The organism is Bartonella bacilliformis KC583 (assembly GCF_000015445.1).
Lineage (GTDB): Bacteria > Pseudomonadota > Alphaproteobacteria > Rhizobiales > Rhizobiaceae > Bartonella > Bartonella bacilliformis.
On the sequence record NC_008783.1, the window covers coordinates 233,255 to 250,000 of the forward strand.

Sequence of the window (16,746 nt, forward strand, 5' to 3'; positions counted from 1 at the left end):
GGGGATAGGGTTTCAAATGCGAACTGCAATGGGGAGGTCAATGGTAGAAAAACAGGATTTTTTAAGGAGGACAATAGGGGTTTTGATGGGAGTTGCAATAATTTAACAGGGGATTCAATAGGGTTTTAAACGGGGTTTTTTATGGCTTTTTTCTCTATCGCAGAATATCGGCCCGATGTGGCTGATATCAATGGTTTATTTACTGACAAACTCATCAATGTGTTGCCTGCAGACGGATCTTATATTCCTATGCCCAATTTTAGTCCCCTCTCAGAGCCCTTTCCCGGTTCTATCTTAGGGGCCATTGCTGTTCGAACCAAAAATGGTGTTTCAGTTATCGTTGGATCAGAAAATAAACTCTACCTACTCGATAATACCACTTTCCAATGGAAAGATATCAGCCAGAAAGGAAAAGCCTATCTCGCCAACGTTGATGCGCCATGGTCCTTCGCTTTGTTTGGTGATTATGTCATTGCTGTTAATGCCAATGATAAGCCACAAGTGATTGATATCCGTTATGATTACACATTTCGCAATTTAGGCGGCAATCCGCCGCAGGCCGGGATTGTTCGGGTGTGGGGGGATTTCGTATGTTTAATGAAATTGTCTGATCATCCACGACGGGTGCATTGGTCTGGCTTGAATGATGCAGAATTTTGGACAGTGGGTAAAAAAAGCTGCGATTATCAGGACTTTCCCGATGGCGGCTATGTTCAAGGAGCAACAGAAACTACCAACCCTATTATCTTTATGCGTTCGGCTATTTACGCTGGGTCCTTCATCCCTGGATCAAAAATTATCTTCAGTTTCCAAAAAATACACGATAAACGAGGTGCCAAAAATTCTGAATCGATCGTGTGTCGAGGGGATACGGCCTTCTTTGTTGATGAAGGCGGGTTTTTTCAAATTGCCAATGATGGCCACATTACATCCATCGGCTTCGAAAAAATCGACCGGACAATGACGAAAAAGATTAATAAAAGCTATTTGCCCATGATGTGGGCGGCGATCGACGGGGTTTATAATCGTGTCTATTGGATGATTGATAATGACGATCACAAAAAAGAACACACACTGCTTATCTATGATTGGGGTCTGCAAAAATGGACCATTGCCAATGTCAATGTCAGTATAATTTTGCCGATTTTCTTTTCTGGCTACACCTTAGAGGGGCTCGATAAGATTTCTTGTAGCCTTGATGATTTGCCTTTTTCTCTCGACAGTAAAGCGTGGAAGAATGAAATCCCCGTTTTGGGAGCCTTTAACTATGAAGGAAGGCTTGGCTCATTTTCTGGTGAGCCAATGGCGTGTGTTGTGACTTCGCAAGAAATGGGACAGACAAATGGCAGTATGACACGTGTGAATAGCATTATGCCTCAGGTTAATAGTGCACAATGTTATGTGACTGTGGGGGTGCGTTTGCACCAAGCACTGGAGGAAGATGTTGTATGGCTGCCAGAACGACAACCTTCCCGCAATACGGGGCAAATTCATTGTCGGGCACGCGGGCGGTTTTATCGTTTTCAGTTGCGTATTCCTGCTGGGGCTCAGTGGTCCCATGTGACAGGATTTGATGTGACCTCAAAGCCTGCTGGTCGGCGATGATGATATTTTTAAGAAGAAGATTTAGGACGAGATGCGGTGGCAGATCTGCCTGCAGAGGGAACTGTGGTGGTAAAGCTGTAGGGGAGAAGTATGGTGGTGAAGCTGTTTACGGTAAGAACTGTCGGGGCAAGAAGCCTGTAGCGGGGGGATTGGGTGGTGAGGCTATAGGGATAGTCTCACCCCTGAAAGGGGCTCTTGAAGAGGGCGAAGGGGGCTTAAAGGGCGCTCAAAAGGGGAGAGATGGGAGTGAGGCTGTAGAGAAGAAGTATGGTGGTGAAGCGATTTGCGGTAAGAACTGTCGGGGTGAGGAGCCTGTAGCGGGGGGATTCGGTGGTGAGGCTATAGGGATAGTCTCACCCCTGAAAGGGGCTCTTGAAGAGGGCGAAGGGGGTTTAAAGGGCGCTCAAAAGAGGAGATATGGGAGTGAAGTTGTAGGGAAGAAGTATGGTGGTGAAGCGATTTGCGGTAAGAATTGTCGGGATGAGAAGCCTGGAGCGGGGGGATTCGGTGGTGAGGCTATAGGGATAGTCTCACCCCTGAAAGGGGCTCCTGAAAAGAGCGAAGGCGGCCTGAAGGGGCCAAAAGGGGCTTCTGATGGGGGATATTCCCTCCACCTAACCCATGAATGGCCGTGGGAAAAAATAGAGCCCTATCAAGGTTCGATCAATGCCGCTATGAACAAATATGCCAAGCGCTTTCCCGATGATGTGTGCTTGCAAAGTGTCGCTCAGGAAATTGCCAATGGGCAAACCCAATTATGGCTCATTTTAAAAAATGAAACTGATTTTAGTGCTGTGAGCATTACAAAAATTGAAACAACACACACAGGAAAAAAACGCGTTGTCCTTTTAGACCTTGCCGGAGAAGGCGGGCTCGATTTGGTTCCACTTATTCAGCATCTTGAAGATTGGGCGCGAACACTCAAAGCTGATGAAATGCTAACAATGGGAAGGATCGGCTGGGCTAAAAGGCTGCGCCGTCATGGACACACTTTCAATCTTATTCATTATAGAAAGGTTTTCAACCGATGAGTAGACGCACAACAACACCGCAAGCGCAAACAACAACGCAGACCAATGCACCGCCTGCTTGGGCAACAGATATTTTTAAAAAAGCTGCTGCTGATGCCCTTAATCTTTACAATAAAGGCATTGGTGAGCATGCTTATCAAGGAGAGCGCTATGCTGGTTTAAGTGAAACAACACAAAATGCTATCAAAGGTTTGAGTGAGGCTGCTCAGAAATATAGCGCATCTCCTCTGAATGATTGGCTTAAAGGGCCAACAAACAGTGTGACCAACCTTTCTGACATGGCAGCAGGAAATTTGATCGGCAATAATAACAAATTTCAAGAAGCCCTTAACAATGCACTGAGTAAAACTTCTGATTCAATCAATCAGTCTATGGCGGGCGCTGGTCGTTATGGCTCTGGCGCGCATACCGGTGTTTTAACTGATGAATTGGGCGCTTTAGCGACAAAAGCAAATGCACAGCAATATAACCAAGATGTGCAAAATATGATCAATGCCAATAAGCTGATTGATGGGTCTATGAATGACCAAATAAATGCAGCCAACAATTTTTATCAAGGGCAAAGCCATGCACAAAGCAGTGCTTTAAAAGGCGGGGCCTTGCAAGATGCCGATCGTCAGAGTGCTTTAGATGCTGAACGTGAAAAATGGACAGAGCAAGAAAATCAAGCCTGGAATCGGCTGGAAAAATTGCTCCAGGCTGGAGTTGCCTCTGCGGGCAATTATGGCACTAAAACAGGGCAGTCAACAACTATGCCCTCAGTTACAAAAGATCCCCTTAGTGATGCAATGCGGTGGCTTGGATTAATCAAGGGGGTTGCTGGCCTTTCTGATGTCAGAATGAAAGACAATATTGTGCCTATTGGGCAGAAAAACGGTTATCCGCTTTATGAATTTAATTATAAAGGAGGTGCGCAACGCTATCGCGGCGTGATAGCACAAGATGTGTTGCGCTTGAATCCTGATGCTGTGCATTGCGATGAAAAAACACGTCTGCTCTATGTTTATTACAACAAGCTTGGTTTCAACATGGAAACTGTTGATGCGAAAGTAAGTGTTGATGCACCCAAAGAAAGACAGATGACCCACCCACGAAAGGGAACATTTTTGTCTCTTCTCTTGGCTCTACTGGCTTGTTTGCCGGGCTTTAGCTTTTGGAAAAAAGGAGATGTTTGATGAGTTCAATTTACGACTGGTCGCTTCAGGCTCCTAAAAATGCAAATGCGGATGAGATTATTAACTGGGCAGAAGGCCAACCACCAAGTTCAGTCAATGACAGTGCCTGCGCAGTGATGCAACGAATCAGGGAATATCTACCTGATCATGGGGGATCGATAGAATTTGGCTTTTGGAAAAAAGGAGACGTTTGATGAGTTCAATTTACGACTGGTCGCTTCAGGCTCCTAAAAATGCAAATGCGGATGAGATTATTAACTGGGCAGAAGGCCAACCACCAAGTTCAGTCAATAACAGTGCCTGCGCAGTGATGCAACGAATCAGGGAATATCTACCTGATCATGGGGGATCGATAGAATTTGGCTTTTGGAAAAAAGGAGACGTTTGATGAGTTCAATTTACGATTGGTCGCTTCAGGCTCCTGAAAATGCAAATGCGGATGAGATTATTAACTGGGCAGAAGGCCAACCACCAAGTTCAGTCAATGACAGTGCCCGCGCAATGATGCAACGAATCAGGGAATATCTATCTGATCATGGGGGATCGATAGAAACAGATTTTACTGTCAATGAGACAGACAATCACACATCCATTAAATTGGTGACGAAATCTTCTTTGACGGTCTATCATGATGAAATTGTTGTTCGCTTTAAAGCACAAGAAAACAACATTGGGACAACGAGCGTTATTTTAAATCAACTCTCAGCACAGCCCGTTTATAAAACTACAGGAAATGGCGTAGAACCTCTCAGTGGAGGAGAAATTCAAAAAGGTGGGCTTTATGAGCTTGTTTATCATTGTGGCCTTGCTGGCAAGGATTGCGATGGTTGGTATTTAACCAATCCAACAATTATCTTTCCTGAGCTTTTTCCATCAGGCTTTATTGCCACTTTTGCTATGAAAACCTTGCCTGCAGGGTGGCTGGTTTGTGATGGAAAAGAATATCAACGAGATGCCTATCCTGCTCTTTTTACAGCGATTGGTGAAGTTTGGGGCAAAGGAGATGGAAAAACAACATTCAATGTCCCTGATTTTAGAGGCATGTTTTTGCGGGGTTTAGATAGTGGAAGAGAGATCGATAAGGATCGCCTTTTTGCTAGCCAGCAAGACGAGTCTTTTAAAGCCCATACTCATGAGGGGACAGCAAATGCAGCTGGTGAGCATCAGCACATCTATCAACAGCTCATGCGGACGACGTCTGGATCAACGACTTCTATGCATCTTAGATATTTTGCACCGTTCAAAGATGTTTGGACAAGTTCTGCAGGCATACACACACACACGCTGACATTAAAAGAAACAGGGGGTGAGGAAACGCGCCCGGTTAATGTCGCTGTTGTCTATGCGATTAAAACGTGAGTGTTGAGTCTGTTGCTTATTGGGAGAATCAGTGTGCAACACAAAGTAGGAGGCCTCTGCAATGTCATACCCTATCATAAACTATTTTCGCAGCCTTTGCGTTTTATGAAGGAAGATCGTGCTAAAGTCAGGGCCAAAGGTCTAAGGTAGGGCTAAGGCGGGGTTAAGGTTAGACCAAGAGGAAGAGTTTAGGGCTAAGAAGATCTAAGGTCAATAAGGTTAGGGTTCCGAGGTTAGAGCTCAAATTTAGAGCTTAAGGTTAAGCACTGTTTCCATTAAGGAAGGGGATTTGCTGTCACTGATAGTGCGGATCTTAACCATGATGAAACTGGTGACAAACTTTCCTTTTAAGCACTGAACATAAATGACACAACATATGAGAGAATATCATGGCATTTTTTCCATTTTCTATCGCTGATATTAATGATCCTGAACAGATTCGGGTGGTTTTTTATGCCAATGGGCGAATGGGACATGCCCCTTTGAATGCTCTGTTAAACCAAATGCACAAAAGGGTGGAACGTACTGATAAAAAAACAAACAAAAATTACGTCAAAATGGAGCAGCGTATTTCTGCTTTAGAAGACTGTGTCACAACGATTATGGAAAGTAAGAAGTATGATGATGAGAAAGCGAAAGGTGATGGGAAAAGTGATGATCCCTCACCAACACTATAAGCATTACACTCATCATTATGAGCTTCAGAGAAGCTTTTTGTGGGGGATTAAGAATTATGCGAAAAATATCAAAGGAAGGCTTTGCCTTACTCCAACAATGGGAAGGCTTACGTTTAGAAGCCTATCAAGATGCTGTGGGGATCTGGACGATTGGTCATGGCCATACAACAGGAGCAGGGGCGCCCTTTGTGCGCAAGGGGATGAAGATTACCAAGGCCCAAGCAGAGGCCATTTTGCGACGCGATTTGGTGCAATTTGAAAAGGCTGTTGAACAGGGGGTGTTTCAGCCTTTAACGGATGAGCAATTTGCTGCTCTTGTCTCTTTTTGCTATAATGTTGGGGTGGAAGCTTTTTGCCAATCTACCTTGTTAAAAAAGCTCAATAAAGGGGATTATGAAGCTGTCCCCGCTGAGTTGCAAAAATGGACAAGAGCAGGAGGAAAACGCTTAAAAGGGCTTGTGCACCGGCGCGCTGCTGAAGCAGGTTTGTGGGCTAAGGGGGCTTATGTTTCTTCCAATTACCAAAAGGTAGAAACAGTAGAGAAATTGTCTCTGTTGAATGTGGAAATTTTAGCGCCAATTATTGGGTCTTTTTCTGGATTAACGGGTTTTTTCACTGGATATGGTCCTGTGCAATGGGCTTTGGCTGTTGTGATGGTGACAGCCGGGATTGTTGGTGTTTTTGTCTATATTGCTCGGATGAGAGAGGAAAAGAGATGACTCTGCTGTCTCGTTGGGGAGTGATGATGACGGCTCTTTTTTTTGTCGCTTTTACAAGTTTTTTCTATGGGCGTTCTTTTGAGCGCGGCAAAAGCTTAATCAACGCGATTTCATCTTTTCAAAATCGTGAGAAAATCAATGATGAAATTTTTGCACTATCCCCTTTTCACCTGTGTCTTGCTCTTGGTGGCATGCCAGAAGAATGTGCCGACATCTTGCGCCGGGTGGAGCAGGCCACCCTTGATTAATAAACCTGCTGATTTAGTTAAAACAGAACCCTTATTATCACGCTGGATTGTTGCGACGGATCGCTTTGGTCAGCAGCAAAAATGTTGGGGAATTTTATTAAAACCCCATTATTCTTTAACAGAACGCTTTTGATTCGGTTTATTCTCTTCCTTTGCGGTATTGCAAGCTTTGCCCTTCTTAATCTTATGAGATAGGTAGGCGGTTTATTGACCAATGTCGGTTATCTGCCAGTGCCAGATCTGCTAAGGTTGGTGTCTCTCCAGTATCTGTGGTTGATTTGTTGTCGGTGTTTAACTTTTATCTGGGATAACTTTGTTGTCTCGAGTTGATCTGTGGAGGGCTTATGCGGCCTTCTGTAAGTAAATCAGATGAGATCGATGAGAATAAGGGGGTGGGAGAATTTCTTTTCCCAGGATGCATGATTGCTTTTTGAAATAAGACAATTCATAATATTGTCTATTTGTTACATCTTTAATGATAGAGAGTCATGCTCATATCAGTATTTGCTATCAAGAATTTTCATGATCAATGAAGGGATATGAGGTGAATGGAATAAAGAAGCCACACGGTACGAAAAAAAGTCTATTGCCGACCTTTTTATCTCAAAAGATTACGTGTTTCTTGCAAAGAATCACGAAAAAGATGATTGTCAGCGTAACTCTTTTTGTGAGCGTGCTGCTTTTATGTTTTGTCATTATAAAAAATGTCATTCCCTCTTTTTCTACTCAAGAAGTAAAACAACAAAGCTTTGTTCCACTCGCAATACCAACATTTGATTTGTTCGTTTATTGTAAAGAAATTTCCGCGTCGGTAATGCCTAGTATGCGAAGTGAGGTTTATCAACGCTGTTTGCAATTAGAAAGCGAAACCTATTTGTCAATTCGTGCACTATGGAATCAAATTGCTAACACAGCAAAGAAAAAGTGTATAAAAATGATACGACCAGGAGATGGTAATTATTTTCTTCTTTATGATTGTTTGATCAATGAAAAAGATGGAGAAAACAATAAAATCCGTAATTATTTTTAGGATTTTCTAAGCGTGTATGGAAATTTTCTTTTTTTGAAAAATGACATAAAAAGCGAAAAAAACCGCACAGAAAAATTAATTTAACTCTTTTCATTTTGGTCCATTTTTTACCATAAAGTTACGCTATTCTTACAAGCATATGTTGCGTTTTTTGTACCTCGTGAAGGTGTAGATGAGGCGATTTATCGCTGAAGCTGCATATGTCAAAATTGGATGGGGTTATTCGCTACATACTCTGTAAGTAAGCTCACCCATGGTAATGACAGTTACTGTGGGTGATGGGGCCAGAGGGGTGTGGTTTTTCAGGTGCTTTTCCTATAATCGAGAAATGCAAGTGTATCGCGTGGGGCTATGGTGGTGGGTGTGCACTGATGGGGGGAAGGTGAAATTTTTTCGTGCATCTTTAAATTTAAGCAAATTTTGCAAGGTGGGTGAAGCCGCTGATTATTTAAGACGATAGGGGTGATGTCTTGTGTGTTTCAGTGTGCACTTTCTTTGAAAGACAAAAATTGTTATGGGGGTGAGTGCAACGGATATGCGTAATTTTGCTTTAAAGAATGTAATTTTCAGGTGGCAAAGAGAAGGAAAATTTCTCAAAGGAAGCAAAGCTTCTTTTAAGATCTTAATAATATGGAGACTATTGGGGTTTTTAAGCCTGAAAGTTATGTGGGGTTTGCGGTGTGGTCGTGATACATTCAAAAAAGAAAGCTATTTTTTATCTAAAATAAGGAGGGGGTAAGCTTTGTAGATTCATTATATTTAAGAGATACACAGTATATTTAAGAGATACACAGTTCTTGTAAGTTAAAAAACAGAAAAATAGAGAGACTATAAATCCCGTATAAAAGATGATGATTCTCTCTTATAAAGCTTTTTTTACGTAAGAGTTTTGTATTTTTCACACGAAAATAGATTTTTTTGTTATTTTTGCTATCAGACTGTTGTTATTTTCCTACACCCATGGTTGTTTTTTTTAATAAATATGGATTATTTGAAAAAACACTTGGCATTTTATGTGAATATCGCTACGATTCCACTAATTATTAGGGATATTAGGGGGTCGTGCTCAAGGATCTCCCACTATTTTGGTAGTTTTCAGGAAAAATGTGCCTTTAATTAAGATATCACTAAGTGTCATGTAAATGAATAAAACGGGGATAGTTCAATATTTTTTGAACATGATGAGTATTATCTAAAGAGATAATCCAATTATAGAGTAAATAAAGATAATCCAAAAGGGATGAATATGAGGCCACAGCAAAATAGACGGGTACGCGGTCACAACAATAATAATAACAATCATCGTCGCAATCCTAATCCGTTATCTCGAAATTATGAAAGTAATGGTCCAGATATTAAAGTGCGCGGAAATGCTCAGCAAATTGCGGATAAATACATAAGCCTTTCTTATGATGCACAAGGTGCCGGCGATCGTGTGATGTCTGAAAATTATTTACAACATGCTGAACATTATTTGCGTATTATCTTGGCTGCTGCTGGACAAATGCCGCCGCAAAATCAGCGTGACGAAAATCTTGAGCAAGAATGCGAAGATGGCAAAACAGACGGTACAAAAAAAGAAGAGCTCAATGGTGAAAAGCCTGTGTCTTATGCCCAGGTACCAAGAAAAAATGATCGCAGAAAAGGCAGAGAAAAACCTCAGCAAAATGGTGATGCATCAGAAATTCATACTGTTGCTGATGCAAATGGTAGCCTAGAACAACCGCCTGTTGCAAAAAAGCCTCCTGCCGTTAAAAAAGCCCATCTTGCAGAATTTTCTGAATCAGAAGATGAAGAAATAGACACTGTTGTCTCTTTGCCTTCAATCAAAGAAGAGGTAAGAAAAAAACCGCGTCGGCGTCCCTCTCCTCCTTCTTATGTAGAAGAAAAACTTTAAACATTTACCCCTTAACGGCTCCTTTAATCGATATAGAAAAAGAGAAAGCAATTGCCGAATCAGCAAGGACATCAGCACTGATGCTTTTCTCTTATCTCTAAGACAAAATATAGCTTTAAAAGCAGGTTAAGTTTTAAGATCTAAGTCGGGATGATGTTAGTCGTCTTGCGGTGGTGATAATCTTAATTCTTCTTGTGGTAGAGTTGTGAGAGTTGTTTTTTCTGATACAACAGAAAAAACTGCAAGGAGCACGCCGGTATAATAATCATAAATCATCAATTTTATTTTGCCATCAGGCATTAAAATTTGCAAAGAAAGCATTCGCCCTGCAAGGCTTTGCGATACAATTTTTGCGCCTTGCGGCAAAGATAATGTGTGGTGAGCCGTGTGGGGATGATCCTTATAAAGAGCAGACAGTCTTTCTTGTGTGGGGGCTGATATCTTGTGTGAACGGGGTTCTGGGGTCATAATTTTATACACAACCCCAGCAAATACAGCAAGAATGAGAATGATTGTGATGGCAATAGAGACAATCATTAAACGCATGAGCTTTTTTCTTACTTCCTCTACAGCAGGATCTAGAGGAGGCTCTTGGTGTAAAGGATGTTCAAGTGTCTTGAGGCGTGAATCATAAGAATCTTGTTGAGTCTGCATTTGCTTGTCCTTGGCCATGGTGCACTCTTCCATTTTCCATTATTTCAGAATGGATAGGATGTAAGACGTAAATGTTTTTTTTGCAATGCAGGAATTGTTGTTAAAGGGAAAATCAAGAAGAAATCACTGTGAAGAGATCTTCTTTATTGAGTGATGAAGCAAGAGAATTTTAACGGTATCGCAAGACAGTTTGCAAGAGTGAGATCGGGCAGTTTGCAAGATTTTTTACATTGACTAGATATCAAAATAATTATCAGGAACGCATAGGCAGTAAAAAACACCTTCTTGTGTTAATTGTAAAGAGGCTGAGCCATTAACGGCAGTGGGAACGATTTTTTCTAAAATGGTACTGCCAAAACAAGCATTTTGGTAAGAAGGTACAAGCGTTTTAGTGGTAATATTTTCGCTCCATGTAATGAGAAGTTGTGTCTGACCACAAATTTGCGTTTGGATATCACAACGGATACAGATATGTCCACCGTTTTGTGATAAGGCACCAAAAGAGTATGAATTGACAATGAGTTCATGAAACGCCAACCCAATATGCAGCGCTGCATTAGGGAAAAGGTAAGGATTGCTTCCTTCGATGGAAAGCTGTTCTACTTCTTTCGTAGAATAGTCCAAGGTTTGCGAACGGACTAATTCACGAAATTTAGCCCCACGCCAGTCGGAAGCGGTGATAAGGTCTTGAGAATGAGAAATAGAATGGAGACGCCCTTGAAATTTACGTAGGAAAGTCTGCAAAGATTCAGTATAGCGCGCGGTTTGGCTAGCAATACTTTGGATGATCGCTAAAAGATTTTTAGAGCGGTGGCTAACTTCTTTAAGCAAGATTTTCAAAACTTGTTCGCATCGACATAAACTTGAAATTTCGATTCCTGTCGTGATGACACCAATGATTTCTCCGCTATCATTGCGGTGGCAGTCAATTGAAAATTGGTACCAAGTCGCTTGTTTGGTTTTATTTTCAAACTGTACTTCGATGGTCTGCATTTTGCCCGTTGCTAAAAGCTGTAATTTGATCGTTTCCATTTGATTAGCAAGGTCGATCGAAAGAAAATCACGGTCACGACACCCTACATACCATTGATTGTACAAATGTTTAGGTAGGTTTTCAGCCCATAAATAAGTGAGATTTGTTGTTTGGTATAAAACACACATATCTGCGTTGCGGATAGCTTGCATGAGAGCACTGAGATGTGATTTCTCTACGGGAAAAGTGGAAACAGGGGTGATGCTCATCATGAAAATTATTCTTTCCATCAGGCAGCTTTAGAAGCATTTTCTTGAAAAAATAAAGCTTGTGAAATGAGCGCTTTAACCATATCAGGATTAAAAGGTTTGCTGACCAAAAAAGTTGGCTCAGGACGCTCCCCGGTTAACAATCGCTCAGGGAAAGCTGTGATAAAAATTACGGGAATACACTCATTTTTCAAAATATCATTAACAGTGTCAATGCCAGAACTGCTATCTGCTAATTGAATATCAGCCAAAATCATCCGTGGCCTTTTTTGTTGAAACATAGCCATCGCTTCTTCGCTGGTGCGCGCAACACCAACGACTTTATGACCAAGGCTTTCCACCATTTGCTCAATGTCCATTGCGATCAGCGGTTCATCTTCGATAATCAGAATTTGTGTGGTCATCTGCTCTGAAATATCAAGAGAGGCTTGGTTCAAAAAATGATGAAATGTTTGCGTATCAATATTCATGATTTCGCTAGCTTCACGCTCGTTAAATCCTTCCACAGCAATTAGTAAAAACGCTTGGCGTGCGCGTGGGGTGAGATAAGATAATTGGATATTCGCTTGTTGCTCAAAACCAAATTGCGGCAAAGGTTCTGCGATATTGGGTGTTGTTTGGTCAAAAAGATGACAAAAAAGCCAATAGGTTCCAATACGATCACTCGATACTTGAGGGAAAATAGAGATATCTGTAATGAGCGCTTCTAGCATGGCTGCAACATAAGCATCGCCCGATGATTGGCTGCCTGTTACAGATCGGGCAAAACGCCGAAGATAGGGAAGATGAGGTGCGATGCGTGTTGATAATGGCATTATCCGTATTCCTTTTGCTTCTTTGTGTGTTTGCAGGGAGATTTATTGGTGTGTGTAAGGAAATTTATAAGCACGTGTGTGCATCAAATTTTCAACATGTGAAAAATTACTCCTCCATCATATGGATCTTTTAAAGCTGCACTATATTTACAATTCGAGAGGGAAAAACTTACTTGGGCAAGTATATAGGTTAAGGGGATAAGAAATGAACAACTGTGGTGAAAAAAATCTTACAGATCGCTGTGCGTTCAGAGATAATCTTTTTGGAGTCAATAGAGAGATAGCACTCAAGTTGCGTCAATTTTATATGAGCATTCAAGAAGAGGCTATCCCTGCTCATTTTCTGGATCTTCTAGAGAAATTGGACCAAGCAGAACAAGCCAACGACCTACGTAATACAAAAAAAGGCTTAATCCTTTATGACAACCGGTGCGAAAAATTTTAAGAAAAAATTGATTTTGGTTTTCTTAACTCTGTGTGCTTTTGCTGTTTCTTTAAGGAGCAAGCGTAATGGAAGCGAGAGATTTCATGCAAGAGCTATTCGTAAAGAAGAGGGTATAGGGCATAAAAAGGCATGAGGCAGGCGAAACAATTTTGCCAGGAATACGAATATTAAATTTGCAAGGAGCACGAATATCAAAGTTCGGCTTTTTACCATCATACGGAGTGAGTTTTACAATCACATGCGTCAACGAAGAAAAAAGGTTCAAGACAGTGCCAGCATTTGGGTTCAAAATTTTGTCATTCGTCTCAAGCAATATAGGAAGTTCATTTCACAAGAGTTTAAAAAATCCTTAAGTAGGTTATTGGCCAATCAAAAAGGAGCTGTATTCTCATGAGTCCGTCTGGTCTTTTTTATGAAAATTCAGCAGCTCGATGTCACTTGGTTGTTGGAGTGATAAAGGTTGTGTTTGTAGAGCGTATGGTTTTTTACGGAAATTTTTTGCGATCAAATGTCAATATGAGGATTGAATCAACGTGATGGGAGAAAAATTTTGCTGGTTAGAAAATCGCGTTAAACCTCATAATCATGATGTTATGCTTGATGAAGCGCCACAAGTTAATGGAAGCGCTATAGGGATGCCTGAAAAAACATAAAAATGAGGGTCAATAATTTTGTATTTTTTCAATCTTTTATCATTTTCAAAGATGACGAGAATTTTTGGAGTGCGTCAGAGTGTTTGGCATGCAGTATTGGGAAAGAGAAGAAAATCTTATAGGTGAATGCACGTAAGGCAGTACGCGTAGAGGGCCTTTATTTACGTTATGAGTAATCAACCCCATTCTCTTTTTATACTTTTTAAGAAAGTGAACGGGTATCAGGTTTGCCGATAGAAATGGATAATAACAAAAAATGACTGCGTTTTCGAAACGATCTTCTCTGAGTTCAACAACACCGCGTTGGCGTTGGGGATGTGTTATTATTTCTCTTTTGATGGCTATTTTAGCTTCATTTTTGATTGCTCTTTTGTCTAATACTGTTGATCAAGAATTGGAACAGTTAAATATAAGCTCAGAACTTCGCGAACAAGCTGATTTAATGCTGATTAGTTTGGTCGATATGGCGACCGCAAATCGTCGTTATGAAGATACCCGTCTCGTTGAAGATAAAACCTTCTTTGCCAAAGCCGTTCGGGATCTTGAGGATCTTCTTAAATATACAAGTTTGATTGTTTATTCTCATCCGGAATGGTATGATTGGTTTACCTCCTTTAAAAAAGAAATCGAAGTGCGCAAACACAGTATGATAACCCATATGGCTGCCTTAGATGCTTTTCATGGTCCTTCTGCTGAATCTCCCTCATTTCCTGAAATAACAAAATTGCAAATGGCGCGTTTGCCGCAGTTAATGACACGTTTTATCAATGGAGACGGTCTTTCTCGGCAAAAGCAACGCGAAGGCATTACGATAATGCGCACGACTTTAACATTGGCAGCTATTGTCTCTGTCGTAAGCAGTTTTCTGTTAGCCTATATTGTCATTAACCGTTTTTATCGTGATGTGTATTCTTTAAAAACCTATCAATTGTTGCTTCATACTGAAAATTCAGCTCTTGAAGCCCGTGTGAAAGAGCGAACAGAAAAATTAGAAAAGGCGCGCAATCATGCCGAAAAGGAACGACAGCGTGTTGAAATGCTGTTGCAAGATGCCAGCCATCGCATTGGTAATTCTTTAAGTATCGTGTCTTCTTTGTTGGCATTGCAAATGAATCGTAGCCAAAATGAAGAGGTGCGTTCCATTCTAGGAGCTGCACGTGATCGTGTCCAGACAATTTCTACAGCCTATCGTCGCTTGCGGTTAAATGATGATATGGAAACAACTTTATTGGCGGATTTTCTAAATTCCGTTGTTCATGATGTTGAATTGGCGGTGCCGTTTGAATTGCGTGAAAATATCACCATTCATACAGATTTTAAAGATTGTCGATTATCTGCAAGGGATGCGACAACGCTTGGGATTATTCTTGGGGAATTGCTGACGAATGCTTTAAAATATGCTTTTCCTGATCAGCGCCCTGGAAATCTTTATATTTCTTTTGGCTCACAAGATGATGGCCGGATGGTTCTGACTGTTGTTGATGATGGTGTGGGGATGAGTAGCCAAAATGTAGAGGGAAAAACAGGCTTTGGGGAAAAAACAGGCCTTGGCCATTTGGTGATCGAACAGCTTTGTATGCAATTTGGTGCAAAACCTCTTTTTGAAACCTCTGAATTAGGGGGAACAAAGGTTACTATCCCTTTGCCAAAACTGACAACGCATGATGATACAAAAAAGGATGATGAGTCTGTTTCTTAAAGGGAGAGCTTGCCTCAACAACTCACTTATCCTTTTTAAGATTTACCTTTTTCAAAGAATACAGCGTAATTATTTTTTCGTGAAGATTTTTCAAGTAACAGCTTTGTTAAGTAACAATTTTATTTAAGTCGCATTTTTATTTAAGTGACGGGGCTGGCCACGAGAGAATCAATATTCTGTTTTTCACGTAGAAACGCCTGTAGGTCTTGGTTGGTTAAGATTCGACTATCGGGCAAACGGATCCGCATAGGGTCAACTTGCGTACCGTTAACGATAATTTCAAAATGGCAATGGGGTCCTGTTGCAAGCCCTGTTGATCCAACATAGCCAATAATTTGCCCTTGTCGCACTTTTACACCTGGTTTAATGCCTGGTGCATAAGCCTGTTGGTGCGCATAGCTGCTGACATAGCCATTGGCATGTTGAATGACGGTTTGATTTCCATAACCGCGGGTTCCTTTCATTTGTTTTACAACGCCATCACCAACAGCAATAATGGGCGACCCTTTAGGCGCAGACCAATCAACCCCAGTATGCATGCGCACATAACCTAAAATAGGGTGTTTTCGTGGTCCAAAAGGAGAAACAAAAGCGCCATTAGGAACGGGCTTACGGAGAAGAAAAGGTTTTGAACTTTTGCCTTCAAAATTATAATAATCAATAGTGCCGTCTTCTGCTTGGTAACGGTAATATTTGTATGTTACATTGCCAAAGGTAGCGCTTACATAACGGATTTCAGGATCTGGATTCATAGGAGCGTCAGCATTTTGGCCATCTGTATCATTTTGTTCTGGGACAGCATAAAATATTTCAAGCTGATCCGTGGGTGTGATGCGACTTTTCATATCAATATCAGTTGCAAGCAAACGAACAAGATGCTGAGAAAGTGTATTCGACAGATTGTGGCTAAGAATCGCATGATAAATAGCATCATAAACTGTTGGTAGCTTTGCTGTACTCACATAAGGATGAGGAATACCCTTTTGAAATGCTGTTTTAAGAGCATGCGACATTTCTGGTTCTGTGCTTTCAACAAACTGGTTATAATCATCCAAAGCGATAGTGATTTTATGAGACATTCCTTTGTAAATGCTGACACGGACAATAGTATCCTCTTCTCCTAAATGTGTAACGACCCCGATGCGGAGCAGATTTCCCTCATTAAGCCAGTTTGAATTATGGAATGTGGCTAAAGTTTCTGCAACCAGTTGAATTTGTTCTTCTGTATACTTTAAATCTTTAAGCGCTTCTAAGATGGTTTGTTTTTTATGAATAGGAATAATATCTTCAGCGTAATTGTGAGCGACTTCGATTCGATGATTTTGCGGCGAAATGGTTACATTTTCTTGAAAAACACGCACTTCAGGGAGCTCAGAAAATTCAAGAGAAGAGAATAAATCGTCCAATTGTAAAGGATCAATAAAGGGGAGTATAGGAAAATACTCATTGTTGTATTCTAAGTCGAAACCTGCTTTCCGTATTTCTTGTTGCACTTCG

General features: G+C 41.2%; 18 protein-coding genes (1 of these 18 running past the window's edge). 14 read left to right on the forward strand and 4 right to left on the reverse strand.

Features of this window, described 5'->3' with window-relative positions; all coding sequences use genetic code 11:
• Positions 1–141: 141 nt before the first annotated feature.
• The 12 genes from BARBAKC583_RS01140 (at position 142) to BARBAKC583_RS01215 (ending at position 9,741) form a co-directional block, all read left to right on the forward strand.
• Positions 142–1,605, forward strand: coding sequence for a hypothetical protein (locus tag BARBAKC583_RS01140; RefSeq protein WP_005766089.1), 1,464 nt, complete (start codon positions 142–144; stop codon positions 1,603–1,605).
• The gene (locus tag BARBAKC583_RS07170) at positions 1,602–2,636 is read left to right on the forward strand and encodes a hypothetical protein (RefSeq protein ID WP_005766090.1); all 1,035 of its coding nucleotides are present in this window, start codon (positions 1,602–1,604) and stop codon (positions 2,634–2,636) included. The genes BARBAKC583_RS01140 and BARBAKC583_RS07170 overlap by 4 nt, the downstream gene beginning before the upstream one ends.
• Complete coding sequence (locus BARBAKC583_RS01155; RefSeq protein ID WP_005766092.1) at positions 2,633–3,811, forward strand: tail fiber domain-containing protein; 1,179 nt, start codon at positions 2,633–2,635, stop codon at positions 3,809–3,811. Before BARBAKC583_RS07170 ends, BARBAKC583_RS01155 begins: the two co-directional genes overlap by 4 nt.
• Entirely contained in the window at positions 3,811–4,005 is a 195-nt protein-coding gene (locus tag BARBAKC583_RS01160) for a hypothetical protein (protein WP_005766093.1), read from the forward strand. The genes BARBAKC583_RS01155 and BARBAKC583_RS01160 overlap by 1 nt, the downstream gene beginning before the upstream one ends.
• Positions 4,005–4,199 (forward strand): hypothetical protein, encoded by a 195-nt coding sequence (locus BARBAKC583_RS01165; protein WP_005766094.1) that lies wholly within the window; start codon positions 4,005–4,007, stop codon positions 4,197–4,199. The genes BARBAKC583_RS01160 and BARBAKC583_RS01165 overlap by 1 nt, the downstream gene beginning before the upstream one ends.
• Complete coding sequence (locus tag BARBAKC583_RS01175; RefSeq protein ID WP_005766095.1) at positions 4,199–5,170, forward strand: phage tail protein; 972 nt, start codon at positions 4,199–4,201, stop codon at positions 5,168–5,170. The genes BARBAKC583_RS01165 and BARBAKC583_RS01175 overlap by 1 nt, the downstream gene beginning before the upstream one ends.
• A gap of 389 nt (positions 5,171–5,559) precedes the next feature.
• Complete coding sequence (locus BARBAKC583_RS01180) at positions 5,560–5,847, forward strand: hypothetical protein (RefSeq protein WP_005766096.1); 288 nt, start codon at positions 5,560–5,562, stop codon at positions 5,845–5,847.
• 56 nt (positions 5,848–5,903) lie between these two features.
• Entirely contained in the window at positions 5,904–6,566 is a 663-nt protein-coding gene (locus BARBAKC583_RS01185; protein WP_005766097.1) for a lysozyme, read from the forward strand.
• Positions 6,563–6,814: a hypothetical protein gene (locus BARBAKC583_RS01190; protein WP_005766098.1), complete on the forward strand. Its 252-nt coding sequence runs from the start codon at positions 6,563–6,565 to the stop codon at positions 6,812–6,814. Before BARBAKC583_RS01185 ends, BARBAKC583_RS01190 begins: the two co-directional genes overlap by 4 nt.
• Complete coding sequence (locus tag BARBAKC583_RS06945) at positions 6,807–6,947, forward strand: hypothetical protein (protein ID WP_005766099.1); 141 nt, start codon at positions 6,807–6,809, stop codon at positions 6,945–6,947. Before BARBAKC583_RS01190 ends, BARBAKC583_RS06945 begins: the two co-directional genes overlap by 8 nt.
• 510 nt (positions 6,948–7,457) lie before the next feature.
• The gene (locus BARBAKC583_RS01195; RefSeq protein ID WP_005766101.1) at positions 7,458–7,844 is read left to right on the forward strand and encodes a hypothetical protein; all 387 of its coding nucleotides are present in this window, start codon (positions 7,458–7,460) and stop codon (positions 7,842–7,844) included.
• Between the two features lie 1,246 nt (positions 7,845–9,090).
• On the forward strand, positions 9,091–9,741 hold the full coding sequence (locus BARBAKC583_RS01215; RefSeq protein ID WP_005766108.1) for a DUF4167 domain-containing protein: 651 nt from the start codon (positions 9,091–9,093) through the stop codon (positions 9,739–9,741).
• Positions 9,742–9,897: 156 nt separating this feature from the next.
• Here the strand turns inward: BARBAKC583_RS01215 and BARBAKC583_RS01220 are convergent, their stop codons facing one another.
• The 3 genes from BARBAKC583_RS01220 to BARBAKC583_RS01230 form a co-directional block, all read right to left on the reverse strand.
• Positions 9,898–10,413, reverse strand: a complete 516-nt coding sequence (locus tag BARBAKC583_RS01220; protein ID WP_005766110.1) for a hypothetical protein — start codon at positions 10,411–10,413, stop codon at positions 9,898–9,900.
• 216 nt (positions 10,414–10,629) lie between these two features.
• Complete coding sequence (locus BARBAKC583_RS01225; protein ID WP_035453319.1) at positions 10,630–11,637, reverse strand: sensor histidine kinase; 1,008 nt, start codon at positions 11,635–11,637, stop codon at positions 10,630–10,632.
• Between the two features lie 20 nt (positions 11,638–11,657).
• Positions 11,658–12,452, reverse strand: a complete 795-nt coding sequence (locus BARBAKC583_RS01230) for a response regulator (protein ID WP_005766115.1) — start codon at positions 12,450–12,452, stop codon at positions 11,658–11,660.
• A gap of 205 nt (positions 12,453–12,657) precedes the next feature.
• On the opposite strand from BARBAKC583_RS01230, the gene BARBAKC583_RS01235 reads away from it, so the two are divergent.
• Positions 12,658–12,897 (forward strand): NepR family anti-sigma factor, encoded by a 240-nt coding sequence (locus BARBAKC583_RS01235; RefSeq protein WP_005766118.1) that lies wholly within the window; start codon positions 12,658–12,660, stop codon positions 12,895–12,897.
• Positions 12,898–13,806: 909 nt separating this feature from the next.
• Positions 13,807–15,249, forward strand: a complete 1,443-nt coding sequence (locus BARBAKC583_RS01245) for a sensor histidine kinase (RefSeq protein WP_005766130.1) — start codon at positions 13,807–13,809, stop codon at positions 15,247–15,249.
• A 140-nt stretch (positions 15,250–15,389) separates the two neighbouring features.
• Here BARBAKC583_RS01245 and BARBAKC583_RS01250 read toward each other — a convergent pair whose 3' ends face one another.
• On the reverse strand, positions 15,390–16,746 hold the 3' portion of the coding sequence (locus tag BARBAKC583_RS01250; protein WP_005766132.1) for a M23 family metallopeptidase. Its footprint extends 584 nt past the window's final position; the window shows 1,357 of its 1,941 coding nt (coding positions 585–1,941); the start codon falls outside the window, past its right edge; it ends in the stop codon at positions 15,390–15,392.

Excerpts from the sequence above, each read along its gene's own strand:
- BARBAKC583_RS01220 (WP_005766110.1), bottom strand. The coding sequence starts at position 10,413 with ATGGCCAAGGACAAGCAAATGCAGACTCAACAAGATTCTTATGATTCA.
- BARBAKC583_RS01230 (WP_005766115.1), bottom strand. The coding sequence starts at position 12,452 with ATGCCATTATCAACACGCATCGCACCTCATCTTCCCTATCTTCGGCGT.
- BARBAKC583_RS07170 (WP_005766090.1), top strand. The coding sequence starts at position 1,602 with ATGATGATATTTTTAAGAAGAAGATTTAGGACGAGATGCGGTGGCAGA.
- BARBAKC583_RS01215 (WP_005766108.1), top strand. The coding sequence starts at position 9,091 with ATGAGGCCACAGCAAAATAGACGGGTACGCGGTCACAACAATAATAAT.
- BARBAKC583_RS01190 (WP_005766098.1), top strand. The coding sequence starts at position 6,563 with ATGACTCTGCTGTCTCGTTGGGGAGTGATGATGACGGCTCTTTTTTTT.
- BARBAKC583_RS01175 (WP_005766095.1), top strand. The coding sequence starts at position 4,199 with ATGAGTTCAATTTACGATTGGTCGCTTCAGGCTCCTGAAAATGCAAAT.
- BARBAKC583_RS01245 (WP_005766130.1), top strand. The coding sequence starts at position 13,807 with ATGACTGCGTTTTCGAAACGATCTTCTCTGAGTTCAACAACACCGCGT.
- BARBAKC583_RS01225 (WP_035453319.1), bottom strand. The coding sequence starts at position 11,637 with ATGAGCATCACCCCTGTTTCCACTTTTCCCGTAGAGAAATCACATCTC.
- BARBAKC583_RS01185 (WP_005766097.1), top strand. The coding sequence starts at position 5,904 with ATGCGAAAAATATCAAAGGAAGGCTTTGCCTTACTCCAACAATGGGAA.
- BARBAKC583_RS01140 (WP_005766089.1), top strand. The coding sequence starts at position 142 with ATGGCTTTTTTCTCTATCGCAGAATATCGGCCCGATGTGGCTGATATC.
- BARBAKC583_RS01155 (WP_005766092.1), top strand. The coding sequence starts at position 2,633 with ATGAGTAGACGCACAACAACACCGCAAGCGCAAACAACAACGCAGACC.
- BARBAKC583_RS01180 (WP_005766096.1), top strand. The coding sequence starts at position 5,560 with ATGGCATTTTTTCCATTTTCTATCGCTGATATTAATGATCCTGAACAG.
- BARBAKC583_RS01235 (WP_005766118.1), top strand. The coding sequence starts at position 12,658 with ATGAACAACTGTGGTGAAAAAAATCTTACAGATCGCTGTGCGTTCAGA.
- BARBAKC583_RS01165 (WP_005766094.1), top strand. The coding sequence starts at position 4,005 with ATGAGTTCAATTTACGACTGGTCGCTTCAGGCTCCTAAAAATGCAAAT.
- BARBAKC583_RS01195 (WP_005766101.1), top strand. The coding sequence starts at position 7,458 with ATGATTGTCAGCGTAACTCTTTTTGTGAGCGTGCTGCTTTTATGTTTT.
- BARBAKC583_RS01160 (WP_005766093.1), top strand. The coding sequence starts at position 3,811 with ATGAGTTCAATTTACGACTGGTCGCTTCAGGCTCCTAAAAATGCAAAT.